Source organism: Cohnella ginsengisoli (genome assembly GCF_029525555.1).
Classification (GTDB): Bacteria; Bacillota; Bacilli; order Paenibacillales; family Paenibacillaceae; genus Cohnella; species Cohnella ginsengisoli.
Genome location: NZ_JAPDHZ010000004.1, coordinates 425,073 through 449,423 on the forward strand (window position 1 = coordinate 425,073; position 24,351 = coordinate 449,423).

Annotated in this window: 15 protein-coding genes and 2 pseudogenes; 16 read left to right on the forward strand and 1 reads right to left on the reverse strand. The window is 64.1% G+C overall.

What is annotated here, in order from left to right:
• Window positions 1-1,098 (forward strand): mandelate racemase/muconate lactonizing enzyme family protein, encoded by a 1,098-nt coding sequence (locus tag OMP38_RS23020; protein WP_277567178.1) that lies wholly within the window; start codon window positions 1-3, stop codon window positions 1,096-1,098.
• A 53-nt stretch (window positions 1,099-1,151) separates the two neighbouring features.
• Window positions 1,152-2,429 (forward strand): alpha-L-fucosidase, encoded by a 1,278-nt coding sequence (locus tag OMP38_RS23025; RefSeq protein WP_277567179.1) that lies wholly within the window; start codon window positions 1,152-1,154, stop codon window positions 2,427-2,429.
• A 188-nt stretch (window positions 2,430-2,617) separates the two neighbouring features.
• On the opposite strand, the pseudogene OMP38_RS23030 reads toward OMP38_RS23025, so the two are convergent.
• A pseudogene (locus OMP38_RS23030) lies at window positions 2,618-4,351 on the reverse strand (Rqc2 family fibronectin-binding protein).
• A gap of 384 nt (window positions 4,352-4,735) precedes the next feature.
• Between OMP38_RS23030 and OMP38_RS23035 the strand changes: the two are divergent.
• The 14 genes and pseudogenes from OMP38_RS23035 to pknB all read left to right on the forward strand — a co-directional run bounded on the left by OMP38_RS23035 (window position 4,736) and on the right by pknB (window position 24,348).
• Window positions 4,736-7,558, forward strand: coding sequence for a calcium-translocating P-type ATPase, SERCA-type (locus tag OMP38_RS23035; protein WP_277567180.1), 2,823 nt, complete (start codon window positions 4,736-4,738; stop codon window positions 7,556-7,558).
• A gap of 316 nt (window positions 7,559-7,874) precedes the next feature.
• Window positions 7,875-8,705: a diaminopimelate epimerase gene (gene dapF, locus OMP38_RS23040; RefSeq protein ID WP_277567181.1), complete on the forward strand. Its 831-nt coding sequence runs from the start codon at window positions 7,875-7,877 to the stop codon at window positions 8,703-8,705.
• Between the two features lie 209 nt (window positions 8,706-8,914).
• Window positions 8,915-10,828 (forward strand): bifunctional homocysteine S-methyltransferase/methylenetetrahydrofolate reductase, encoded by a 1,914-nt coding sequence (locus OMP38_RS23045; protein ID WP_277567182.1) that lies wholly within the window; start codon window positions 8,915-8,917, stop codon window positions 10,826-10,828.
• Between the two features lie 168 nt (window positions 10,829-10,996).
• Entirely contained in the window at window positions 10,997-11,257 is a 261-nt protein-coding gene (remA, locus tag OMP38_RS23050) for an extracellular matrix/biofilm regulator RemA (RefSeq protein ID WP_027084220.1), read from the forward strand.
• Window positions 11,258-11,270: 13 nt separating this feature from the next.
• Window positions 11,271-11,906 (forward strand): guanylate kinase, encoded by a 636-nt coding sequence (gene gmk, locus OMP38_RS23055; protein ID WP_277567183.1) that lies wholly within the window; start codon window positions 11,271-11,273, stop codon window positions 11,904-11,906.
• Between the two features lie 4 nt (window positions 11,907-11,910).
• Window positions 11,911-12,147, forward strand: coding sequence for a DNA-directed RNA polymerase subunit omega (rpoZ, locus tag OMP38_RS23060; protein ID WP_277567184.1), 237 nt, complete (start codon window positions 11,911-11,913; stop codon window positions 12,145-12,147).
• Window positions 12,148-12,211: 64 nt separating this feature from the next.
• A complete protein-coding gene (coaBC, locus tag OMP38_RS23065) occupies window positions 12,212-13,480 on the forward strand; it encodes a bifunctional phosphopantothenoylcysteine decarboxylase/phosphopantothenate--cysteine ligase CoaBC (protein WP_277567185.1) in 1,269 nt (422 codons plus the stop codon).
• Entirely contained in the window at window positions 13,477-15,987 is a 2,511-nt protein-coding gene (priA, locus tag OMP38_RS23070) for a primosomal protein N' (RefSeq protein WP_277567186.1), read from the forward strand. Before coaBC ends, priA begins: the two co-directional genes overlap by 4 nt.
• Window positions 15,988-16,042: 55 nt before the next feature.
• Window positions 16,043-16,534: a peptide deformylase gene (def, locus tag OMP38_RS23075; protein WP_217592356.1), complete on the forward strand. Its 492-nt coding sequence runs from the start codon at window positions 16,043-16,045 to the stop codon at window positions 16,532-16,534.
• Between the two features lie 3 nt (window positions 16,535-16,537).
• Window positions 16,538-17,497, forward strand: coding sequence for a methionyl-tRNA formyltransferase (gene fmt, locus OMP38_RS23080; RefSeq protein ID WP_277567187.1), 960 nt, complete (start codon window positions 16,538-16,540; stop codon window positions 17,495-17,497).
• A 1,035-nt stretch (window positions 17,498-18,532) separates the two neighbouring features.
• Complete coding sequence (rsmB, locus tag OMP38_RS23085; protein WP_420869721.1) at window positions 18,533-20,119, forward strand: 16S rRNA (cytosine(967)-C(5))-methyltransferase RsmB; 1,587 nt, start codon at window positions 18,533-18,535, stop codon at window positions 20,117-20,119.
• A gap of 164 nt (window positions 20,120-20,283) precedes the next feature.
• Complete coding sequence (gene rlmN, locus OMP38_RS23090) at window positions 20,284-21,369, forward strand: dual-specificity RNA methyltransferase RlmN (RefSeq protein WP_277567188.1); 1,086 nt, start codon at window positions 20,284-20,286, stop codon at window positions 21,367-21,369.
• Between the two features lie 5 nt (window positions 21,370-21,374).
• On the forward strand, window positions 21,375-22,142 hold the full coding sequence (locus OMP38_RS23095; RefSeq protein WP_255374438.1) for a Stp1/IreP family PP2C-type Ser/Thr phosphatase: 768 nt from the start codon (window positions 21,375-21,377) through the stop codon (window positions 22,140-22,142).
• Window positions 22,139-24,348, forward strand: a pseudogene (gene pknB / locus OMP38_RS36170) (Stk1 family PASTA domain-containing Ser/Thr kinase). The gene OMP38_RS23095 and the pseudogene pknB overlap by 4 nt, the downstream one beginning before the upstream one ends.
• Window positions 24,349-24,351 lie beyond the last annotated feature (3 nt).

Sequence of the window (24,351 nt, forward strand, 5' to 3'; positions counted from 1 at the left end):
ATGAAAATCACGAAAGCCGAAAGCTTTATTTTGCACGTGCCGATTAACCCGCCCATCACCGACGCCATTAACGTCGCCACGCACTGGGGCGTCACCGGCGTCCGCATCGAGACGGACGAAGGCATCGTCGGCTACGGCTATACCGGGACGACCGCCAAGGGCGACGAGATGATCGCGGATACGATCGACCGCTATTATGCGCCCGCGCTTGTCGGCAGGGATCCTTTTATGGTCAGGCGCATTTGGGACGATCTCCGCTTCGGGCCGATGCACTGGATCGGCCGCGCGGGCATCGCGCACATGGCGCTTGCGGCGGTGGACGTCGCGTTGTGGGACATCATGTCCAAGTCGGCCGGCAAGCCGCTCTGGCAGTATCTCGGCGGGCACAAGCCGGACAAGATCAAAGCGTACAACACGAACGGCGGCTGGCTGAACTGGAGCAAGGAGCGATTGATCGCGGATATGACGGCGATGCTGGAGCAGGGCTTCACGGCGGTGAAAATGAAGGTGGGCAAGCCGGACCCGCGCGAGGATTTCGACCGGGTGCAGGCCGTTCGCAAGGCGATCGGCGACGAAGCGGGGCTTATGATCGACGTCAACCAGCAATGGAACATCACGACGGCGATGACATGGGGAAAAAAGCTGGAGCAGTTCGACCTGATCTGGCTCGAGGAGCCGCTGAATCCCGACGACATTCCGGGCCACCGCAAGCTGGCGGACGAACTGAACGTGCCGATCGCGCTCGGGGAGCATGTGTACAACAAATACGCGTTCCGCGATTATATCGCGCAGGGTGCCGTCGAATACGTCCAGGTGGACGTGACGCGGGTGGCCGGCGTGACCGAGTGGCTGCAGGTGGCCGGCCTGGCCGCCGCGTACGACCTGCCGATCTGCCCGCATGTCGGCGATATGGGGCAGATTCACCAGCATCTCGTGGCGGCGACGCCAAACGCCGTCATGCTCGAATACATTCCTTGGATCCGGCATATTTTCGAGGAGCCGATCGAGGTAGCGAACGGATTTTACAAGCTGCCCCAGCTGCCCGGCGCGTCCACGACGATTTTGCCGCGTTACTTTGAGGAGTATCGCGTTAAATAAGCGGCGCGGCGCGGAAGCTTGCGCGTTGCCGCATCGGGAGGAGAGACTTGGGCATGAGAGCATTGCACCCTGAAGCGCAGTGGTTCGACGAAGCGAGATTCGGCCTGTTTATCCACTGGGGGCCGTATTCCCTGAAGGAGATCGAAGCGTCGTGGCCGCTCCTCGATAAGAGCGACCAGGCGATCGGCGTCGAAGCCTACGAGGCGCTGGCCGACGAATTCAATCCCGAGCGGTACGATCCCAAGGCTTGGGCGCGCGCGGCGAAGGAAGCCGGAGCCAAGTATGTCGTGCTGACCGCCAAGCACCATGACGGATTTTGCTTGTTCGACACGAAGACGACGGATTACAACGCCGTCCGGCGAGGGCCGAAGCGCGACCTGATCGCGCCGTACGTTGAAGCCATGAGGGAAGCGGGGCTTAAAGTCGGTCTCTACTTCACGACGATCGACTGGTACGATCCGGACTTCGCGACGATCCCGATCGCGCCGTGGCTGGCGTCTCCCAAGCCCAACGTCTACGATCCGCTTCGCTGGTGGTCGTTTCATCAGCGCTTCGTCGAGCAGCTGCGGGAGCTGCTGACCAACTACGGCCGGATCGACTTAATCTGGTTCGACGTGCCGGGGTTCGGCGCAGACCGGTGGCGAAGCCATGAGGTAAAGCGGATGATGCTGAATCTGCAGCCCCATCTCGTCATCAATGACCGTCTGCCCGACGCAGGCGATTACGAGACGCCCGAGCAGTTCGTGCCGCTCCATCCGCCGGAGGAGTGGTGGGAGACGTGCATGACGATGAACCATCAATGGGCGTACCACGCCGACCCCGATACGTACAAGCCGCTCGTGGCGCTGCTCGACACGCTGCTCGAGGTCGCGACCAAAGGCGGTAATTTGCTCCTGAACGTCGGCCCCCGCCCGGACGGCACCTGGCCGGAGCCGGCGCTCGCGCGGCTTGAAGCGATCGGCGCCTGGCTGCGGCATTCCGGAGAGAGCGTTTACGGCACGCGAAGGACGCCGGCGCATTTTCCTCCGGCGTTTTACGGCCCGATGACGGTCAAGGGGAACACGATCTATTTGCACGTCAGGGATATCCCCCGCTTCCCGCTTGAGCTGCGCGAGATCGGCGGCCGGATAAGCGGCGTCAAGCTCGTGAGAACGGGAGAGCCGCTGATCTACCGTACGGAAGTGATCAGCGGATTTGCGGGCGGCGTCGACGGGCATCACAGCGTTCAACGGCTCTCGATCGATCTGCCGCAAGCGCTGCTGGACGAATGGAACACGGTGGTGGCTGTCGAATTCGAGGACCTTCCCGTCTGGCCTTCCGGGCGCGGCTGAGAGCGAGCGGCGCTTAAGCGATCGCACGCGAGCGCCGGAACTCGCCCGGCCCGGCGCCCGCAGGCTGATCGTCGCCGCCGGCAGCGAACACTTCCCGCAGTTTCCGAGCCGGCGCTTGTCGTCTCCGCAATCGAGGACTGTCTGGAGGAGGCGCGGTCGTACTAGAACCGGGCGGCGGCGAAACGGTTTTAGGCCTTTTTGACGACGCTGGGCAGATTGCGCACGAGCGACTCGTCCGGCGTGATGAACAGCGTCTTCTGCCCCTCATAAATAACGAAGCCCGGCTTCGCGCCGCTCGGCTTGCGAACGAGGCGAATTTTCGTATAGTCGACCGGCACGTGGCTCGATTCTTTGCCTTTGCTGTAGTACGCGGCCAGCATGGCAGCTTCCTTCAGCGTCTGCTCGCCGTAATCGACGGCGCGGATGAGCACGTGCGAGCCGGGCATGTCCTTGGTGTGCAGCCAAGTATCGCTGGGCTGTCCTAGTCGGTTCGTTACATAATCGTTTTGCGTATTGTTTTTGCCCACGTAGATCGGCACGCCCTCGCTGGACGTATAGCAGAGGATGGCGGGCCGGTCGTTTTTCTTTTTGCCGCGGTCGCCTTTTCGGCCGCCGCGCGCGCGAATGTAGCCCTGCTCCGTCAGCTCCGCTCGGATCTCTTCGATATCTGCCGGCGTCGCCGTGTCCAGCCCCTGCAGCACCGAGTCCAGATAGGCGATCTCGCGCTCCGTTTCTTCGATCTGCTCGGTGACGACCTCGCGGCTGTTTTTCATTTTCGTATATTTGCGGAAATAGCGCTGGGCGTTTTCGTTCGGCGTCAGCAGCGGGTCGAGCTGTACCCGGACGGTCGGCTGATCCTCCTCGTAATAATCGGTCACCTCGACTTGCTTATCCCCTTTGCTCATCGCGTACAGATGCGCGGTCAACAGCTCGCCGAGCCGGCGGTACTTATCCGCGCCTTCGGCTTCTTCGAGCGTCTGGCGGAGCTTCTCCAGCTTTTTTGGCGTTTTTGGCCGTCTCGTTCTGCAGCAGGCGGGCGAGATCGACGGTCCGCTGGCGGACGAGATCGCGTTCGGCCTTGTCGATATAGTACGCCTCCAGGCAAGCGTGCATGGAATCGTAGCTTCGCGCCTCGCCGTGTACATGCGTAAGAGGCAAGGCGTGGAATTGCGTCCGTCCGGACGGCTCTTCTGCGATGGACGGCGCGTAGCGATGGGCAGCGGCATCCGCCATTAACGCGGTGAAGGCGGCGGAGAGATCCGCTTCGCGTCCGCCGGCGCGGTAGACGATCTCCTTGGCGAGCAGCGGGCTAAGTCCCGTGAAAGCTCCGACCAATGCGCCTGCGGGCGGCGCGTCGGTCGCTTCGGACAGCGCGCGCGCCACGTCGGCCGCGGTCGCTTCGAGCGGATCCAGCTTGTCTTGGGCCGGAGGCGCCACGTATTTGACGCCGGGCAGCACGACCCGGTAGCTGCTGATAGCGGGCGTCACGTGCCGGATGCTGTCGTGGACGATGCCGGTCGCCGGGTCGAGCAGCACCAGATTGCTGTGGCGGCCCATGATCTCGAGGACGAGCCGCTTGAGCGACAGGTCCCCGAGCTCGTCCCGGTGGCGGACGTCGATCTCGACGATCCGCTCGTTGCCGAGCTGGCGTACCGCTTCGACGATGCCGCCTTCGCAGTGCTTGCGCAGCAGCATGCAGAACATCGGCGGCTCCTGGGGGGTTCGCCCAGGGCTGCTCCGTATAATGAAGCCTCGGCATCGAAGGATGCGCGGACAGCAGCAGCTTGCGGCCGAAGCCCTGGCCGCGGATATGCAGGACGACCTCGTTTTCGGTCGGCTGATAGATTTTAGCGATGCGGGCGCCGACGATTTCCCCCCAGCTCGTGGACGAGCGCGCGCGCGACGATGCCGTCGAGTGACATAAAGGCATGACTCCTGACCGGTGCGTTTTTTTTCGGAATTTCCGTTTCTTTATGATGCCACAGATGATCTTAAAGGGAAAGGCGGCGGGCCGCGCCTCGGCCGATTCTGCATCGGGATAAGTGCAATTGGGCTTTACCTCGGCTGCCTCGAACGATTCTGCCGCGGAGATAAGTGCACTTGGGCTTTATCTCGGCTGCTTGGAACGTGTCAGCAATGGAGAAATGCGAACTTGCACCTAATTTCCTTTTCACAGGCGGGGACATTCAACCATACGGTTCTAAAGAGACGGACAAGGGGATATTTCCGGGCTTGACCGAATAGACATAGGCTAGTAGGCTGTCCGGCTTCGTCCGGAGGGCGATATCCGGGAGGAGGAACCCGTCGTGGAAGGGAAGGCCTGGCATCAGCTAAGCGAAGACGAGCTAGCCGTATTGCTCCAGACGAACACGAAGGAAGGGCTGGCGCCGAGCGCCGCGCAGGAGAGGCTGGCGGGACACGGGAAAAACGAGCTGGCGGAGAAGCGCAGGGAGTCTCCGATCAAGCTGCTGCTCAATCAATTCAAGGATTTCATGGTGCTCGTGCTGGCCGGGGCGACGGTCGTATCGGGGCTCCTCGGCGAGATGCTGGACGCGCTCACGATCATCGCCATCATCGTCTTGAACGGCCTGCTCGGCTTCTATCAGGAGTTCAGGGCGGAGCGTTCGCTTAGGGCGCTCAAGGAGCTTTCCGCGCCGAACGCGAAGGTCATCCGCGGCGGCAGCCTTCACGTGGTCCCCGCCAGCGAATTGGTGCCCGGCGATCTCGTCATACTGGAGAGCGGCGACCGGGTACCGGCGGACTTGCGCCTCGTCCAGAGCAGCCAATGCACGATCGAGGAAGCCGCGCTCACCGGGGAGTCCGTCCCGGCGGCCAAGCAGTCCATGCCGCTCTATGCCGCCGAGCTGCCGCTCGGAGACCGCAAAAACTGCGCGTATCTCGGCACGATGGTGACGCGCGGCACCGCCCGGGGCGTCGTCGTGCGCACCGGCATGGGCACCGAGATGGGCAAGATCGCCGACCTCATCCAGCAGACGGACGAGGCCGAGACGCCGCTCCAGCATCGTCTGGAGCAGCTCGGCAAGATTTTGATCGTCGTCGCCCTGGCACTCACCGTGCTCGTCGTCGTCGCGGGCGTGCTGCACGGCCAGCCGCTCTACGGCATGTTCCTGGCCGGCGTTAGTCTCGCCGTCGCCGCCATCCCCGAGGGATTGCCTGCGATCGTCACGATCGCGCTCGCGCTCGGCGTGCAGCACATGATCCGCCGTAAGGCGATCGTGCGCAAGCTGCCGTCGGTCGAGACGCTCGGCTGCGCGTCCGTCATTTGCTCCGACAAGACGGGGACGCTCACGCAGAACAAGATGACGGTCACCAAAGTCTGGACCGGCGGCAGGGACATCGACGTTACGGGCGAAGGCTACGGGCCGGCAGGCCAGCTGCTCGAGCGCGGGAACGCGATCGACGTCAAGGGAGACGCTTCGCTGAGAAGGCTGATTCAGGTCGCCGCGCTATGCAACAACGCGGAGTTGGCCAAAGCCGACCGCGGCGCCGATAACCGGGGCCGCAAGGCCGAGCGCAGCGAGGAAGAAGGGATCGAAGACGCCGACTGGTTCGTAAAAGGGGATCCGACGGAAGGGGCGCTGCTGGCGCTCGCGGCCAAGTCGGGGCTGCCGCGCGCTTCGCTCGAAGCGCTGTACCCGCGCGTGAAGGAATTCCCGTTCGACGCCGACCGCAAGCGCATGTCGGTGCTCGTATCGCATCAGGGCGGCCGACTCGTCTGCACGAAAGGCGCGCCGGACCTGCTGATCGACCGCTGCGCCTATGTCCTTTGGGACGGGAAGGTCGTGCCGTTCACCGGGACGCTTCGGCAAAAGGTACTGCGCGCGAACGAAGCGATGGCGAACGAAGCGCTACGCGTGCTCGGGTTCGCGTACCGCGACGCCAAAGGCGGCGAGAATTGCGATTCCGAGGACGAAGCGGAGGAGGGACTCGTCTTCGTCGGCCTCGGCGGCATGATGGACCCGCCGCGCCGCGAGGTGCACGACGCGATCGCCAAGTGCAAGGCGGCCGGCATCAAGACGGTGATGATCACCGGCGACCATCAGATGACCGCCGAGGCCATCGCGCGCACGCTGGGCATCCTGCCCCGCGACGGCAAATCCGTCAGCGGCGCGGAGCTCGCGGGCATGACCGACGAGCAGCTGGACAAAATCTCGGACGATGTCTATGTGTACGCCCGCGTGTCGCCGGAGCACAAGCTGCGCATCGTGCAATCGCTGCAGCGCCGGGGCCATGTCGTCGCCATGACCGGCGATGGGGTGAACGACGCGCCGGCCGTCAAGGCGGCGGACATCGGCATCGCGATGGGCATCACCGGCACCGACGTGACCAAGGAAGCCTCGGCGCTCGTTCTGGCCGACGACAACTTCTCGTCCATCGTCGCGGCCGTAGAAGAAGGAAGAGGGATTTACGAAAATATCCGCAAATTCATCCGTTATTTGCTGGCGTCTAACGTCGGAGAGATTCTCGTCATGTTTTTCGCGATGATGGCGGCGTTGCCGCTGCCGCTCATTCCGATCCAGATTTTGTGGGTGAACCTGGTCACCGACGGATTGCCCGCAATGGCGCTCGGCGTCGATCAGGCCGAGAGCGACCTGATGCGGCACAAGCCGAGATCGGCCAAGGAGAATATTTTCGCGCGGCGGCTCGGATGGAAGATCATCAGCCGCGGCGTCCTGATCGGCGCCTGCACGCTGGCGGCGTTCGTCCTCGCCCTCGGCGGCCGGGACGCGGATGCCGCGGCGCTCGTCCACGCGCAGAGCGTCGCGTTCGCCACGCTCGTCATGGCGCAGCTGATCCACGTGTTCGACTGCCGGAGCTCGCGTTCGATTTTCCACCGCCGCTTTTTCGAAAACAAGTTTCTCGTGTTGGCGGTGCTCTCCTCGCTGCTGCTCCTGCTCGCCGTCCTGTACTTCGAGCCGCTGCAGCCGATCTTCAAGACCGTTCCGCTTAATCTTCGCGACTGGGCGCTCGTCTTCGTGGCGGCAGGCATCCCGACCTTCGCGATGGGCATCGGCAGCGTATGGGGATCGTCGCGCCGCCGCCGTTCCGGCGGCCGCATCTCGTACGGCGGCCGCGGCGCAGGCCCGGTCAAGACGATCGCCCGTTGAACCGCGTTTCCAGCAGATCTGCCCGTTTGACCGATTTTCGCTGCCGCCCCGCTCATTTCCTGATTGGCATGCCCGCTTCCCGCCGCGCCATTCGCGCGAGAGGGGCGGGCTTTTCTCCTTGTATCCATCCGGCGTGCCGAAATGGTTCATTGCGTTTTCCCGTCCATCCCGAGAGTCGTTCGCCGACGGCATTCCATGCGGAAAAGTACAAACAAAATTGCGAATCCTGTATGCGCAGCGAAGTTCCGGTACGGTATGATAAGGACACGGAAGGACAGGTCCGACCATGAACTTCATACCAGGAGGGCTAACCCTTATGCAATTTACGAAAATGCACGGCCTCGGCAACGACTTCATCGTGGTGCACGGCGAACCGTCGCTGCCCGCGGACGCGGCCGAGCGCGCCGTCAAGCTTTGCAACCGCTACTTCGGCATCGGCGCCGACGGCCTCGTCTATATCCTCCCGTCCGAGCGCGCGGACTTCAAGATGCGCATCATCAATTCGGACGGCTCTGAGGCCGAACAGTGCGGCAACGCGATTCGCTGCGTCGCCAAGTACGTGTACGACAACCGTCTGATCGACCGCGACGCGATCACGATCGAGACGTTGGGCGCGGGCGTGCAGCCCGTTCAGCTCGAAGTCGAGGGCGGCCTCGTCCGCCGCGTCCGCGTCGACATGGGCGAGCCGATCCTGAACGGCCTCGACGTACCGACGACGATCGACGCCAATCCCGTCATCGGGCAATCGGTCGAGATCGACGGCCGCGAGTTCAAGTTCACCGCCGTCTCGATGGGCAATCCGCACGCCGTCATCTACGTGGACGACGCGGTCGGCTTCGACCTGGCGAAGTGGGGACCGAAGCTCGAGACGCATCCGCTGTTCCCGCGCAAGATCAACGTCGAATTCGCGAAGGTTAACTCGGCCGAACAAGTCGACATGCGCGTCTGGGAGCGCGGCGCGGGTCCGACGCTCGCCTGCGGCACCGGCGCTTGCGCGACGCTCGTCTCCTCCGTGCTGAACGGGCTGACCGGCCGCTCCGCGACGATCTCGCTCGCCGGGGGCGACCTGTTCATCGAGTGGAGCGAGGACAATAACCGCGTCTACATGACCGGTCCTGCCGAAGCGGTATATACCGGCACGGTCTGACGAAGACGCTTCGGACAAGAGGCCGAGGGCGCCCGCATCGCTTCATCGAGAACCCGGACTTGTCCGGGTTCTTCTCCGTTCATAGACGGTCTTTAGACGGTTGGAGGCTGCCGAGGCGCGCCGGCCATTTCCGCGCGGGAAGAAGTATGCTACATTAATAGAACGATTCTGCGCAAATCATTTATGACATCGATAGGATGGGAAGCCTCTTGAAACCGGATTTTCGCACAGCGCTGAGCCAGCGGCCGCTCGTCGGCGACGGGGCGATGGGAACCTACCTCTACCAGCTCGGATTCCCGATCGGCGTCGCGTTCGAAGAATACAACCTGATCAAGCCCGAGATAATCCTGGAGGTTCATCGCCGCTACGCGGCCGCAGGCGCGGAAGTCCTCGAGACCAATACGTTCGCCGCGCAGCATGGCAACCTGGTACGATTCGGCCTTGAAAAGCGGACCGCGGACATCAACGCGGCCGGCGTCGCGCTGGCGCGGCAAGCCGGCGGCGATGCGGCCTACGTGCTCGGCGCGGTCGGCGCGATCCGGGCCGGCCAGCGCAAAAACGCGCGGACGGCGGAAATCACCCGCGACTACGAGGAGCAGATCGGCGCGCTTATCGGCGCCGGCGCGGACGGCATCCTGCTAGAGACGTTCTTCGAGCTCGACGAGCTGATGCTGGCGCTGCGCGTCGCGCGCAAGCTGGGCGACCTGCCGGTCGTTTGCCAGTTCGCCGTGGACGACCCCGCTGTGACGCGCGACGGCGTTCCGATGGGCGAGGCGCTTCGCCGGCTCAAGGAAGAAGGGGCCGACGTCGTCGGCTTCAACTGCCGCAGCGGTCCGAACGGCATCCTGCGCGCCGTCCAGAACATTCCGCTCGATCTCGGACTTCCGCTCAGCGCCTTCCCGAACGCCGGCCTGCCGGATTACGAGGACGGCAAGGTCGTTTATTCCGCTTCGCCGGCCTACTTCGGCGAGAACGCCAGCGCGTTCGCGGACAATGGCGTCCGCCTCATCGGCGGCTGCTGCGGGACGACGCCCGAGCATATCGCGGAGATCGCCGCAGCCTTGCGCGGCTACGTGCCGGACGTGTCCGGATCGCTGCGCCCGGCGACAGCCGCCGAGGTCGTCGTTGCGCCTTCCCGTCCGTCCTCCGATTCGTCGGATGGCGGCGGCGAAGAGACGGAAAACATCGTTCAGCTCGTCCGCAAGCGCCACACCGTCATCGTCGAGCTCGATCCGCCGAAGGATCTCGACATCGGCCGCTTCATGGACGGCGCGGCCGCCCTTCGGGACGCGGGCGCGGACGCGCTCACGATGGCGGACAATTCGCTCGCGGTCACGCGCATGAGCAACATGGCGCTCGGCGCGCTCGTGCAGGAGCGGGTCGGCATCCGGCCGCTCGTGCACATCGCCTGCCGCGACCGCAACCTGATCGGCACGCAGTCGCATATGATGGGCTTCGACGCGCTCGGCATCGACCACGTGCTCGCCGTGACCGGGGATCCGGCGAAGTTCGGGGACCTGCCCGGATCGAGCTCGGTGTACGACCTGACCTCGTTCGAGATCATCAAGATGATCAAGCAGTTGAACGAGGGCGTCGCCTTCTCCGGCCGCGCGCTCAAGCAAAAGGCGAAGTTCGTCATAGGCGCAGCGTTCAACCCGAACGTCAAGCATCTCGACAAGGCCGTTCAGCGGCTCGAGAAGAAGGTGGCCGCCGGCGCGGACTACATCATGACGCAGCCGGTGTATGACGCGGAGCTGATCGAGCGAATCGCCGAGGCGACCAAGCACCTGGACGTGCCGATTTTCCTCGGCATTTTCCCGCTGGCGAACGGGCGCAACGCCGAATATTTGCACAACGAGGTGCCCGGCATCCAATTGTCCGACGCGGTCAGGGAGCGGATGCGCGGCCTCGAGGGCGCGGAAGGGAAGCGCGAGGGGATCGCCGTCGCCAAGGAGCTGCTCGACGCGGCGATGAAGCATTTTAACGGCATCTACCTCATGACGCCGTTCCTTCATTACGAGATGACGGTCGAGCTGACGCGCTACGTCAAGGAGAAAAGCGGCGTTCATGCCGACAATTGCGGCTGCGCCTCTTGTCCGACCAACGATTATCAAGTAAAATGAGTCAATATGGCCTGCCGCTGACCGGCGTTCTTCATATGCCCGACGCGGACGGTGCCAAAGCGTATTCCATCGATTGCGGTATGCGGAAGCGCCACAGTGGCAACAATGGTGCCTAACAGGCACCATCCGGCCGCTGCCAGCAAGACATGGACCGGAGGGAATAGTGGCATGGCGATCAAGCTGATCAACATCGGATTCGGCAATATTGTGTCGGCGAATCGGATCATCTCCATCGTGAGTCCCGAGTCCGCGCCGATCAAGCGGATCATTCAAGAAGCGCGCGACCGGCATATGCTGATCGACGCGACGTACGGCCGCCGCACGCGCGCCGTCATTATTACGGACAGCGATCACGTGATTCTGTCCGCGGTCCAGCCGGAGACGGTGGCGCATCGCCTGTCCACCAAAGACGACGAACATGACGAATGAATCGGGGAAGTCCATGAACAGAGGTTTGTTGATCGTATTGTCCGGTCCTTCGGGCGTCGGGAAGGGGACGGTATGCGCGGCATTGCGCCGCAAGCTGCCCGACCTGACCTATTCCGTCTCGGCGACGACGCGGTCTCCTCGGGCCGGCGAGATCGACGGGGTCAACTATTTTTTCAAGACGCGCGAGCAGTTCAAGGACATGATCGAGCGCGACGCGCTGCTCGAGCACGCCGAGTACGTAGGCAACTATTACGGCACGCCGCGCGATTTCGTGGAGAAGACGTTGTCCGAAGGCAAGGACATCATTCTTGAGATCGAGGTTCAAGGCGCCGTCAAGGTTCGGGAGAAGTTTCCCGAGGGCGTCCTCGTCTTCTTGCTGCCTCCGTCGCTCCAGCAGTTGAAGGATCGGCTCACGGGTCGCGGTACGGAGACACAGGCTACCATCGATCATCGTCTTTCCGTCGCGGTCGAAGAGATGAACCTGCTCGAGCATTACCATTACGCAGTGGTCAACGACGAGATCGACGCGGCTTGCCGCCGGATCGAGAGCATCATGATCGCCGAGCATTGCAAGCGCGAGCGCTTCCTGCACGAGCTGTTCGTCGAGCTCGAGGGCTTGCGCGAAAAGCAGAACATACCGGAGAGGTGATTAGATGCTATACCCATCGATTGACGAGCTCGTCCGCAAGGTGGACAGCAAATACACATTGGTCGTCGCGGCCTCCAAGCGCGCGCGTTCGCTGCGCGAAGGCCAGACCAGCAAGCTGCACGCGCCCAAGTCCCACAAGGTCGTAGGCGTCGCGCTCGAAGAGATTTTCAAGGACTACATCACGGTCGAAGCGATTTCCGAAGAGGAATTGGCCGCGGAACAGAACGAAGAAGAAGCATAAGCGGCTGCAAACAACCCTTCGAGGTTGTTTTTTTTTCAGAATCGCGAGGGGAGGGGCGCTCTAAATGAATTATTCGCTCTCGGGAAAAACCATCATTCTGGGCATCACGGGCGGCATCGCTGCGTATAAGGCGGCCACGCTGTGCAGCCGTCTCGTCGGTCTCGGCGCCAGCGTGCGCGTCATTATGACCGAAGGGGCGACGAAGTTCATCGCGCCGCTGACGCTCCAGACGCTGTCGCGGCATCCGGTGGCGACGGACGTGTTCGACGAGCGGGATGCGGCCGTCGTCCAGCATATCGACTGGGCGGACGCCGCTGACCTCGTCGTGGTCGCCCCTGCGACCGCGAACAGCATCGCGAAGCTCGCGCACGGCATCGCCGACGACATGCTGAGCACGACGCTGCTCGCGACGACGGCGCCGGTCCTGATTGCGCCCGCGATGAACGTGCACATGTTGGCGCATCCGGCCGTGCAGGACAATCTCGACGCGCTCGCGCGCCGCGGCGTCCGGTTCGTCGAGTCCGGCACCGGGCAGCTCGCCTGCGGCTACGTCGGTAAGGGCCGGCTGGCCGAACCGGACGAGATCGTGCAGGTCGTGGCCGAGCTGCTAGCCGGTCCCAAGCCACTGGCAGGCAAGCGGGTGCTCATCACGGCCGGTGGCACGATCGAGCGGCTCGATCCGGTCCGCTACATCACGAACGACTCGTCCGGCAAAATGGGCTTCGCGCTCGCCGAGGAGGCTCGCGCGCTAGGCGCGGACGTGACCGTCGTCTGGGCGCGTACGGAGCTTGCGCCGCCGCCCGTCGCTGAGGTCGTGCGGGTCGAATCCGCGCAGGAGATGTACGACGCCGTCATGGCGCGGCTTCCGTCTATGGACGTCGTAATCAAGGCGGCGGCTGTCGCGGATTACCGGCCTGTGCAGCGCGAAAAGATCAAAATGAAAAAGGGTCCGGACAAGCTGACGCTTGAGCTCGTCCGCAATCCCGATATTCTGCAGGCCATCGGCGATTGGAGGCACGACGGCGGCGGAGCGGGCAAGGATAAGCCTTACGTGATCGGGTTTGCGGCGGAGACGGGCGACGCCGAACGCTACGCGCTGGACAAGCTGCGACGCAAGCGCTGCGACCTGATCGCCGCGAACGACGTCTCCGAGCCGGGCGCGGGATTCGGGACGGATACGAACATCCTGAGCCTGTACGGCGCCGAAGGCCTCGTCGAATCGCTGCCGCTTCAGTCCAAACGCGAGGCGGCCGGCCGCATCTGGCGGATCGCGCTCGCGCGCGCGCCGGGATTGCTTACAGGCGTAGGCGACGGCGGAGGCTCCGGGGCATGAGCGTCGCCAGAATCAGCGTGGACGTGCCGACCCGCGACGCGGATCGGCCGTTCGACTATGCGGTGCCGGCCCATCTCGAAGGTTGGGTCGAGGTCGGCAGCCGGGTGGCGGTACCCTTCGGCGGACGGACGCTCCAAGGCATCGTGCTTGCGCTGCCCGAGGATTCGGAGGTCGATCGGCGGAGACTGAAGCCGATCGCGGACGTGCTGGACGCCGTGCCGCCTTTGTCGCCGGAGCTCGTGGAGCTGGGGATCTGGATGAGCGAACGTTGGCTGTGTCCGCTCACCGTCGCGCTGCAGGCGATGCTGCCCGCCGCGTTGAAGGGCAAGACGGAGAAATACATTTCGGCCGCGCCTAACGCGGAGTGGGCGCCCTTGGACCGTTTCGAGCAGCCTGAGCTGATCGAGGCGCTGGAGCGGCATGGCGCGCTGAAGCTGTCGCAGCTGCTCCAACAGCATCCGGAGCGCGGAGCGGCAGTCAAGCGCTGGCTCGCGGAGGGCAAGCTGGAGGAGCGTCAGCAGGTCGAGGACCGGCTGTCGGTCAAGACGGTGCTGACGGTCGTCCCGCCGTCCGAGGCCGAGCTGCGCAGCGCGTTGCTAGCGCTGCCGAACCGGGCCGCCAAGCAGCGCGAAGTGCTCGCGTATTTGCTCGCCAATCGCGAGCCGATCGCCCAGCAGGCGCTGGCCGAGGCGGCCGGCACGACGACGGCTGTCATCCGCAGCCTGGCGGACAAAGGGCTGATCGGTCTCGAGTCGGTGACCGTGCAGCGCGATCCGTACGCGGGCCGCAGCTTCGAGCCCTCTGCTCCGCTCGCGTTGACGCCTGCGCAGCAGAAGGCGTTCGCGCCGATCGCCGACGCCGTCGACCGCGAGGCGCACCGGGTCTTTCTGCTGCACGGGGTGACCGGCAGCGGCAAGACCGAGCTGTACCTGCAGTCGATCGAGAAGGCGCTGCGTCAAGGTCGCGAAGCGATCGTGCTCGTGCCGGAGATCGCGCTCACGCCGCAGATGGTGGAGCGTTTCAAGAGCCGGTTCGGCGCGCGGGTGGCCGTGCTGCACAGCCGGCTGTCGAGCGGCGAACGGTACGACGAATGGCGCAAGATCCGCGAGGGAAGAGCCACGGTGGCGGTTGGCGCGCGCTCCGCGATTTTCGCGCCCTTTTCCCGGCTCGGCCTCATCATCATCGACGAGGAGCACGAGACGACCTACAAGCAGGAAGAGAGCCCGAAGTACCATGCCAGAGACGTCGCGGTCCGGCGCGGGCAGCGTCACGGCGCCGCCGTCGTGCTCGGCTCGGCGACGCCGTCGCTCGAGACGTACGGCGCGGCGATCGAGATCGCGCCGGGCATCGGCGGACGCGGGGAGGAGGTCGTGCCCGTCTACGTGCCGCTGCCCGAACGGGTCGCGGACCGTCCGCTGCCGCGCGTCAGCATTATCGACATGCGCGAGGAGCTGCGGCTAGGCAACCGGGCGATGTTCAGCCGCGCGCTCGCGGACGCGCTGCGCGAGCGGCTCGCGCGCGGGGAACAGACGGTGCTGCTGCTCAACCGCCGCGGCTATGCGACATTCGTTATGTGCCGCTCCTGCGGGTATACGGCTTCGTGCCCGCATTGCGACATCGCGCTGACCTATCATCGGGGCTCCCGGAATTTGCGCTGCCACTATTGCGGCTATTCCGAACGGGAGCCGGAAGCTTGTCCTTCTTGCGCGAGTCCGCACATCCGCTTTTTCGGCACGGGCACGCAGAAGGTGGAGGAGGCGCTCGCCGCGACGTTTCCCGGCATCCGCGTTATCCGCATGGACGTCGATACGACGACGGAGAAGGGTTCGCACGAGCGCTGGCTGACGGAATTCCGCGAGCGCCGGGCGGACGTGCTGCTCGGCACGCAGATGGTCGCGAAGGGGCTCGACTTCCCGTACGTGACGCTGGTCGGCGTGCTCGCCGCGGACGCCGCGCTCCGGCTGCCCGACTTCCGAGCGGCGGAGCGGACGTTTCAGCTGCTCACGCAGGTGGCCGGCCGCGCCGGCAGGCACGAGCTTCCCGGGGAGGTCATCGTTCAGACCTACGAGCCGGAGCATGCGTCGATCGCGTCCGTCGAGCGGCATGACTACCGCGGGTTCTCTCATCAGGAGCTCCGGCATCGCCGCGCGCTCGGCTATCCGCCCTACGGGCGGCTGCTCACGCTTACGCTGACGCACGAACAGGTGCCGCTGCTGCTGTCCATGGGACAGACGTTCGCCGCCAGGATGCGGGAGCGGGCGGCTGCCGCAGGCGCGAAGGCGGACGGCAGGATCGGTCCGGGAGGCATCGCCGTGGAGGTGCTGGGTCCCGTGCCGTCGCCGATCGCGCGGCTTAAGGATCGCTACCGTTTTCAATGTATGATAAAATATCAAGGAAATCCCGACGTGCCCGGCTGGACGGCCGAGGTAATGAAGGAACTGCAGGAAGGCGCGAAGCGCCATGGCGTGCAGCTCGCCGTGGACGTCGATCCGCAGATGATGCTTTAAGCGCGCATGTTGATCGGCATTTTATATTAGATATAGACTGGAAGGTGGGGATGGCATGGCGATTCGATTGATCGTGAAGCATCCTGATGACGTGCTGCGCGAGAGAGCGCAGGAAGTGACGAAGTTCAACGCCAATCTGCACAAGCTGCTCGACGATATGGCGGACACGATGTACGATGCCGACGGGGTCGGCTTGGCGGCGCCGCAGGTCGGCGTCTCCAAGCGCGTGATCGTGGTCGACGCGGACGAGGAGCACGGCCTGATCGAGTTGGTCAACCCTGAGGTCGTCTCCTCCGAGGGCGAGCAGTTCGGACCGGAAGGCTGCCTCAGCATCCCGGGGCTTCAAGGCGACGTGCGCCGCCCGCTCAAGGTAAAGGTGAAAGGGCAGGACCGCAACGGCAACCCGGTGGAGTTCGAGGGCACGGAGCTGCTCGCCAGAGCGTTTCTGCACGAGATCGACCATCTGAACGGCGTCCTGTTCATCGACCTCGCCGAATCGATCTACGAGCGCCGCGCGCCTGAGCCGGCCGAAGAGGGCGAGGCGTAAGGCATGACCCGAATCGTATTCATGGGAACGCCGGACTTCGCCGTGCCTTCCCTGCGCCTCTTGCTCGAGCGCGAGGACGTCGAGGTGGTCGCGGTCGTCTCCCAGCCCGACCGGCCTAAGGGGCGCAAGCGCGAGTTGACGCCGCCGCCGGTGAAGGCATTCGCGCTCGAGCGCGGACTGCCGGTGCTGCAGCCGGAGCGCATGCGCGCACCGGAGGCGGTCGAGGCGGTGCGCGAGCTGGCGCCCGATCTGGTCGTGACGGCTGCGTACGGGCAGATTCTGCCCAAGTCGCTGCTCGACATCCCGCGTCTCGGCTGCGTGAACGTGCACGGATCGCTGCTGCCGCGCTACCGCGGCGGGGCGCCGATCCAGCGTTCGGTCATCGACGGGGAAAAGTCGACCGGCGTCACGCTGATGTTCATGGCTGAGGGCCTCGACACGGGCGATATGATCGCCCGCGTCGAGCTGCCGATCACCGACGACGATACGTCGGGCACGATGTTCGACAAGCTGAGCGTCGCGGGGGCGGAGCTGCTCGGCGAATGGCTGCCGCGGCTGATCGCGGGCGACGCGCCGCGCGAGCCGCAGGACGACACGCTGTCGACCTACGCGCCGAACCTGACGCGAGACGACGAGCGGCTTGACTTCGGCGTCTCGTCGCGGCAGCTGTTCGACCGCGTGCGGGGCTTGTCCCCGATGGCGGGCGCGTTCACGGTGCTCGGCGGCGAGGTGTTCAAGGTATGGGGCATCGCCGTGCCTTCGGAGGCGGATTTTAAGCTTAAGGCGGAATGGCAGGCGGCCACGCCCGGCACGGTGCTGGACAGCGGCGCCTTCGGCATCCGCGTCCGCTCCGGCGACGGCAGCGTCGTGCTGACGGAGGTGCAGCCTGCGGGCAAGAAGCGGCTATCCGCCGCGGAATATGCAAGAGGGGCCAGGCTGGCTCCGGGAACGACGCTCGGTTAACCGGGCGTCTTTTTTTTTATCGTTAGGGCAGTCGCGCGGTCGGTTAAAAAATTCTTCATGGGGAGATCGCTGAATTCCGCCAGTCAAAAGTCCTGATCGAAAACAAATCGACCTGAACGGATGCCCGCCTTGTCGCGAAGATCTCAGTTAGAAACAAATCGGTCTGAGCGCTGCCCGCCCTAGCTGAAAAGGTCCTGATTAGAAACAACTTGGCCAGAACGGATGCCCGCCTTGTCGCGAAGGTCTCAATTAGAAACAAATGGGTCTGAGTTCTGCCCGCTCTAGCTGCAAAAGTCCCAATTAGAAACAACTTGGCCACAACGGATGTCTGCCTTGCCGCAAAAGTCTCAGTTAGAAACAAATCGGTCTGAGCGCGGCGACCTTTCGCCGGGAGGGGCTTGATTGGAAAAAAACAGTCTCGCTGAAACGATCCTCACGAAGCAAACGGCCTCCCCCTTATTGAGCAAACTCCCCCCCCCCCGCTACTTTAGGCCGCTCCCGAGAGGCGCTGTTTTCTCGAGTCGTCTCCTCAATGCAAAAATGTGGTTATTCATATGAACCTTTGCGCACTTTGTGCTATATTTGAATGCATGAAATGAGAGCGGCGCGAGCGGGCATGCTAGAAATAGGCAGCAATGCGCGTTGACGGCTCGTTTGAGCTTCCGTTGGGGAGCAAATCAAAGAGGTGTTATAATGAATCAACCTATAAATCCGGATCGATCCCAAAATACGACGTCCCCAAGCCGAGCAAACGGCAAACCGACACGTTCCGAGGACAGGCCGTCGGGCGTGCGGGGAGAGAGAGCGGGAGCGTCCGATCGCGTCGGCAAACCCCGTTCGCAGGGAGCTGCGGCTCAGGGGCGACCTGGCCAAAGCTCGGGGCGGGCTGCCTCGAATCAGATTCGCGTTCAACGATCAGCGCCCGGTCCCGGCCAGGCATCCGCGCACAATCGCGGCCAACGACCGGCACCCGGGCCCGGTCAAGCGTCCGCGCAGCCGCCGGCTCAACGACCACCGGTACCGGCGCAACGGCCAGTGCCAGGAGCGGCACAACAGCCAGTATCGGCACAACGTTCAGTATCGGCGCAAAGGTCCGAGCCTGCGCGAGGGTCGTCTGCCCAACAACCTAAATTCGCCCAACGGCCAACGCCTTCCCAACGTCCCGCGCACGCGCAGCGTCCCGGTCACCGGTCCGGCCAACGGCCGGGCCAGCGCCCGACTTCGGCAGCGCCATCTTCGAAGCCTTCCTCGCCGCGCAAGCCCCAGACGGCGCGCGAGGTCGCGCTGCGCGTGCTGCTGCGCGTCGAAGAGCAGGGCGCCTTCAGCGGCCTGGAGCTGAACCGCGTGCTGACGGATGCCGGCCTGTCGCGCCCCGACGCGGCGCTCGCGACCGAGCTCGTCTACGGCACGATTCAGCGCCGGTTGACCATCGATCACGTGCTGGCGGCCCGCGTCAAGGGCTGGCCGAACAAGGTCGAGCCGTGGGTCCGCTGCCTGCTTCGCCTCAGCTACTACCAGCTGCGCTGGCTCGACCGCGTGCCGGCGCACGCCGTCACCGACGAAGCCGTGCGCATCGCCAAGAAGCGCGGCCACGGCGGCATCGCCGGCCTCGTGAACGGCACGCTGCGCGCCCTGCTGCGCGAAGGCGTGGCGCCGCCTCTGCCGGCGGAGCTGCCGCCAGCAGAGCGGCTCTCGCTCGCCCACAGCTATCCGCTGTGGCTGGCCGAGCGATGGGTCGCCGCCTACGGCGAAGCCGGCGCCGAGGCGCTCATGGCGGCGGGCAACGAGCCGCCGCACATGTCCGTGCGCGCGAACCGGCTGCGCGGCACGCGCGACGCGCTGCTCGCGGAGCTCGCAGGCGCGGGCATCTACGCTGAGCCGTCGAAGCTGTCGCCCGACGGCATCGTGGCGGCGCGCGCCGGCAGCCTGGCGCAGACGCCCTGGTACGCGTCCGGCCGCCTGTCGGTGCAGGACGAGAGCTCGATGCTCGTGGCGGCCGTCTGCGATCCGCAGCCCGGCATGAACGTGCTGGACTGCTGCGCCGCGCCCGGCGGCAAGGCCGCCCACATGGCCGAGCGGATGGCAGGCGTTGGCCGCGTGACCGCCAACGACGTGCATCCGCACAAGGAAGCGCTCATCCGGGAGCAGGCGGACCGGCTCGGCCTGTCGAACGTCGTCACGATCGTCTCGGACGCGCTCTCGCTGCCCGAGCGCCTCGCGCCGGGCTCGATGGACGTCGTGCTCCTCGACGCGCCGTGCTCGGGACTCGGCGTCATTCGGCGCAAGCCGGAGATCAAGTGGAACAAGTCGGCGGACGATATCGCAAGCCTTGCGGCGCTGCAGCGAAGGCTGCTCGAATCGGCTTCGCGCATGGTGAAGCCGGGCGGCCGGCTCGTGTACAGCACATGCACGATCGCGCCGGAGGAAAATGAAGAGGCGGTACGCGATTTTCTGGGCGCCCATCCGGACTTCAGGCTCGATCCGGCCTGGCCCGAAGAGACGCTTGCGCCGCTTCGAAGCGCCGGCGTCGTAGACGGCGGCTTCGCAGGCATGGCGCAGCTGCTGCCGCAGCACTTCGGCAGCGACGGCTTTTTCATCGCGCGGCTCGTCCGGGCGGATTGACGGGTCGGCGCCTTTATAATCAGGAAGGGAGCGTCCCCGGAGCATCGGCCCGCGATCGCGCATGCGCCGAGCCGCCGGCAAGGGCTCCCTTTAGGCACGATCGGCCGCCTTCTACTGCGAAGGCGGCGTTTATGGTAAAATAGAGCGAATGGTGGTGACTATCCTTGATTGGATTAAAAAATAAAGATTACGTTCCCGCTGACGGGAAGCCTTTCGTTTACGACTATACGCTGGATCAGCTCCAGGACTGGGTGAAGTCCGCGGGAGAGCCCGCTTTCCGCGCCGGCCAGATCTACGATTGGCTGTACGTGAAGCGGGTGAGCACGTTCGAGGAGATGACGAACCTGCCGAAGGCGCTCCGCGAGAAGCTCGCGGACGCCTTCAACTTCGTCACGCTGACCGAGATTACGAAGCTTCAATCGAAGGACGGGACGGTCAAGTTCCTGTTCGGCCTGGCCGACAACCATGCGATCGAGACGGTCATCATGCGGCACAACTACGGCAACAGCGTCTGCGTGACGACGCAGGTCGGCTGCCGCATCGGCTGCACGTTCTGCGCCTCGACGCTGGGCGGCCTGAAGCGCAATCTGACGGCCGGCGAGATCATCGCGCAGGTCGTCAAGGCGCAGCAGCTGCTGGATCCCGAAGGCGAGCGGGTATCGAGCATCGTCATCATGGGCTCGGGCGAGCCGTTCGAGAACTACGAGCCGACGATGACGTTCCTGCGGACGATGACCCACCCCAAGGGGCTCAACATCGGGCAGCGCCACATCACCGTATCCACGAGCGGCATCGTCCCCAATATTTTGAAGTTCGCGGACGAAAATACGCAGATCAACCTTGCGATCTCGATCCACGCGCCGAACGACGAGCTGCGCTCGAAGCTTATGCCGGTCAACAGGCGGTATCCGTTCGAGGAAGTGATGAACGCCTGCAAGTACTATATCGAGAAAACGGGGCGCCGCATCACGTTCGAATACGCGCTCATAGGCAGCGTCAACGACCGTCCCGAGCATGCGGAGCAGTTGGCCGAGGTGCTGCAAGGCATGCTGTGCCACGTGAACCTGATTCCCGTCAACTACGTGCCCGAGCGGGATTACGTCCGTACGCCTCGCGACGATATTTTCGAATTTCACCGCATCCTTGAGCGCAGGAACATCAATGCGACCATCCGCAGGGAGCAGGGGCACGATATCGCGGCGGCATGCGGCCAGCTGCGGGCGAAGCACATGGAGAAGCAGGCGAGGTGACGGGGTTGAAGACGGCTGTGCGAAGTCATATCGGACGAGTCAGGCAACTGAACGAAGACAGGGCTTGGGTCGGCACGACGCCGGGCGGCTTGACGGCCGCCGCGGTGGCCGACGGCATGGGAGGACACAACGCGGGCGACGTCGCCAGCACGCTGGCGGTCGACAGCCTGTCGAAGTCGCTGTCCGCATGGGAGGGCGTCATCTCGGCATTCGAGGCGGAGGAAAAGCTCAAGGCGATCGTGCTCGCGGCCAACGCCGCCGTGTTCGAAGCCGCCTCGACGCATCCCCAATATCATAACATGGGCACGACGGTCGTCGTTGCCCTTCTTGACGAGCGGGAGGGGCTGATCGGCCATATCGGCGACAGCCGCGCCTATCGGATCAGAGGCGGCGCCATCGAGCAGCTGACGGACGACCATACGCTCGTCAACGAGCTGGCCCGTTCGGGGCAGCTCAGCCGGGAGGAGGCCGCGAACCACCCCCGGCGCAACGTACTTACGCGCGCGCTCGGCACCGATGCGGACGTGTCGGTCGACCTGCAGCGGATCGACATGCTGCCGGGCGATCGTCTTTTGATTTGCAGCGACGGCTTAAGCGCCCTGGTAGACAAGGCACTCATACTCGATACGATGAATACCGAAGGCGTCACCCTGGATCAACGCGCCGACCGTCTCATCGCGCTGGCGCTCACCGCCGGCGGCGACGACAACGTGACGGTCGCCCTGATCGAATACGAGGCGGGGACCGGGACGCGGGATGGAGGAACGTCATGACTGCGATCGGACATTTGCTGGGCGGCAGGTACGAGCTGCTCAGCCGAGTAGGCGGCGGGGGCATGGCGCTCGTATACAAAGCCCGCGACATATTGCTGAACCGCTTCGTCGCGGTCAAGGTGCTCCGGCAGCAGTTCATGCACGACGACGAGTTCGTGCGCCGCTTCCGGCGCGAAGCCCAGTCGGCGGCCGCGCTTTCCCACCCGAATATCGTCAGCATCTACGACGTGGGCCAGGAAGAAGACACGCATTATATCGTCATGGAATATATCGACGGCGCGAACCTGAACGAGATTATCCGCGAACGGGCGCCGCTGGCGGTAAACGAGTCCGTTCGCATCGCGTCGCAAATTTGCGACGCGCTCGACCACGCGCACCACAGCCAGATCATTCATCGCGACATCAAGCCGCACAACATCCTGATCGGCACGAACGGCCGGGTGAAGGTGACGGACTTCGGCATCGCGCGGGCCGCCACGTCGTCGACGATCACGCAGACCGGCTCGGTCGTCGGCTCGGTTCATTATTTTTCCCCGGAGCATGCCAAAGGCGTGGCTACCGGCGAGAAATCGGACATTTATTCGCTTGGCATCGTGTTGTACCAGATGCTGACGGGCCGGCTTCCTTTTCTCGGGGGAGAGTCCGATCAGCGTCGCGCTCAAGCATCTGCAGGAGCCGTTCGAAGATCCGCGTCTCGTGAATCCGTCGATCCCGCAGAGCGTGGAAAACGTCATTTTGCGCGCGATGCGCAAAAACCCGCTCGAACGGTATGCCTCGGCGCAGGATATGCTCGACGACCTGGCGACCTGCCTGCAGCCTCAGCGGCTGAACGAGCCGAAGGTGCGCTTCCCGAGCGACGCGGACGAAGAGGAGCAGACGCGCGTCATTCCGGCGATCCGTCCGGAAATGCGTTCTTCCGCGGATGAGACGCTGGCCGGCAAAGGCTCCAGAAAAAAAGGGCCGCCTGAAGAAGGGCAGACGATCGAAAACGCCGGCGAAAAGCGCAAACGCAAAAAGTGGGTGCTGCCTACCGTATTCGGCGTGATCGCCGCCATTTTGATCGCGATCCTCATCTGGGCCATCTTCGCCTTGAAGGGACAGCTGGTGTCGCCGGACGTGCAGGTGCCGACGGTCGTGGGCGAGAAACTCGAAGCCGCAACCGCTGACCTCGAAAAGGCCGGCCTCAAGGTCGCGGATCCGGTCCTGTACGAGCCGAGCGACACGGTGGAGAAAGATATCGTCATCAGGCAGAGCAAGCAGGATATGCCGGTCAAGAGCGGATCGCTCATCACGTTGACGGTGAGTCTGGGCAAGGAATTGCCCACCCTCGACGATTATACGGGCAAGCTTTACGACGACGCTGTCGAAGCGCTCAAGGCGCAAGGGGTCCAAGACCAGAACATCAAAAAAGAATGAGGAATACGACAACGAGGCGCCCGCGGGCACGGTGCTCAGCCAGTCGCCTGCGCCGGGCGGCACTTACGATCCCGAGAAGGATACGATCACGCTGAACGTCAGCAAGGGTCCCGAATCGTTCGCGATGCCGAATCTGATCGGGATGTCGCTGTCCGAGGCGCGGGCGGAGTTGACCAAGAGCAGTCTGTCGCTGCCCAACGACAAGGTGCTGCAGGAGCCGAGCTATACGACCAAAGGCAAGGTGTTCAAGCAGTTCCCCGCGGAGCAGAACGAGCTGGTGACGCCGGGAACGGAAGTCACGATCTGGATCAGCAGCGGATATCCGGCGGACGCCAAGGAGAAAACTTGGAACGTAACGGTGTCGCCCGCGGTCGAAGGCCAGACGAGCACGATCAAGATTTTGCTGACCGACGCCCGAGGCGATAGCGAGTGGGGGACGAAGAAGATCAAGACGACGCAGACGTTCCCGATCAACCTCGTCGTGTCGCCGGACAAGGAAGGCCAGATTACGGTGTACCGCGACGATCAGTTCCTGGACCGAATCCGGGTGCCGTACGCGGACGTTGAACAGACGCCGGATCCTACGCCGACGCCGACGCCGTCCGAGGAGATTACGCCGCCGCCGACCGAGTCTCCTGCCGAAGACGCGACGACCGGGATAGACCCGGGGAATGAAAATACGGACGACCAGGGCGGCGCTGCGAGCAACGATACCGCAGCCGTAGGCCCAGGGAAGGGAAAAGGCAATGACAAAGGACCCGGAAAAGAAAAAGGAAAAGGGCGAGGCTAGCCG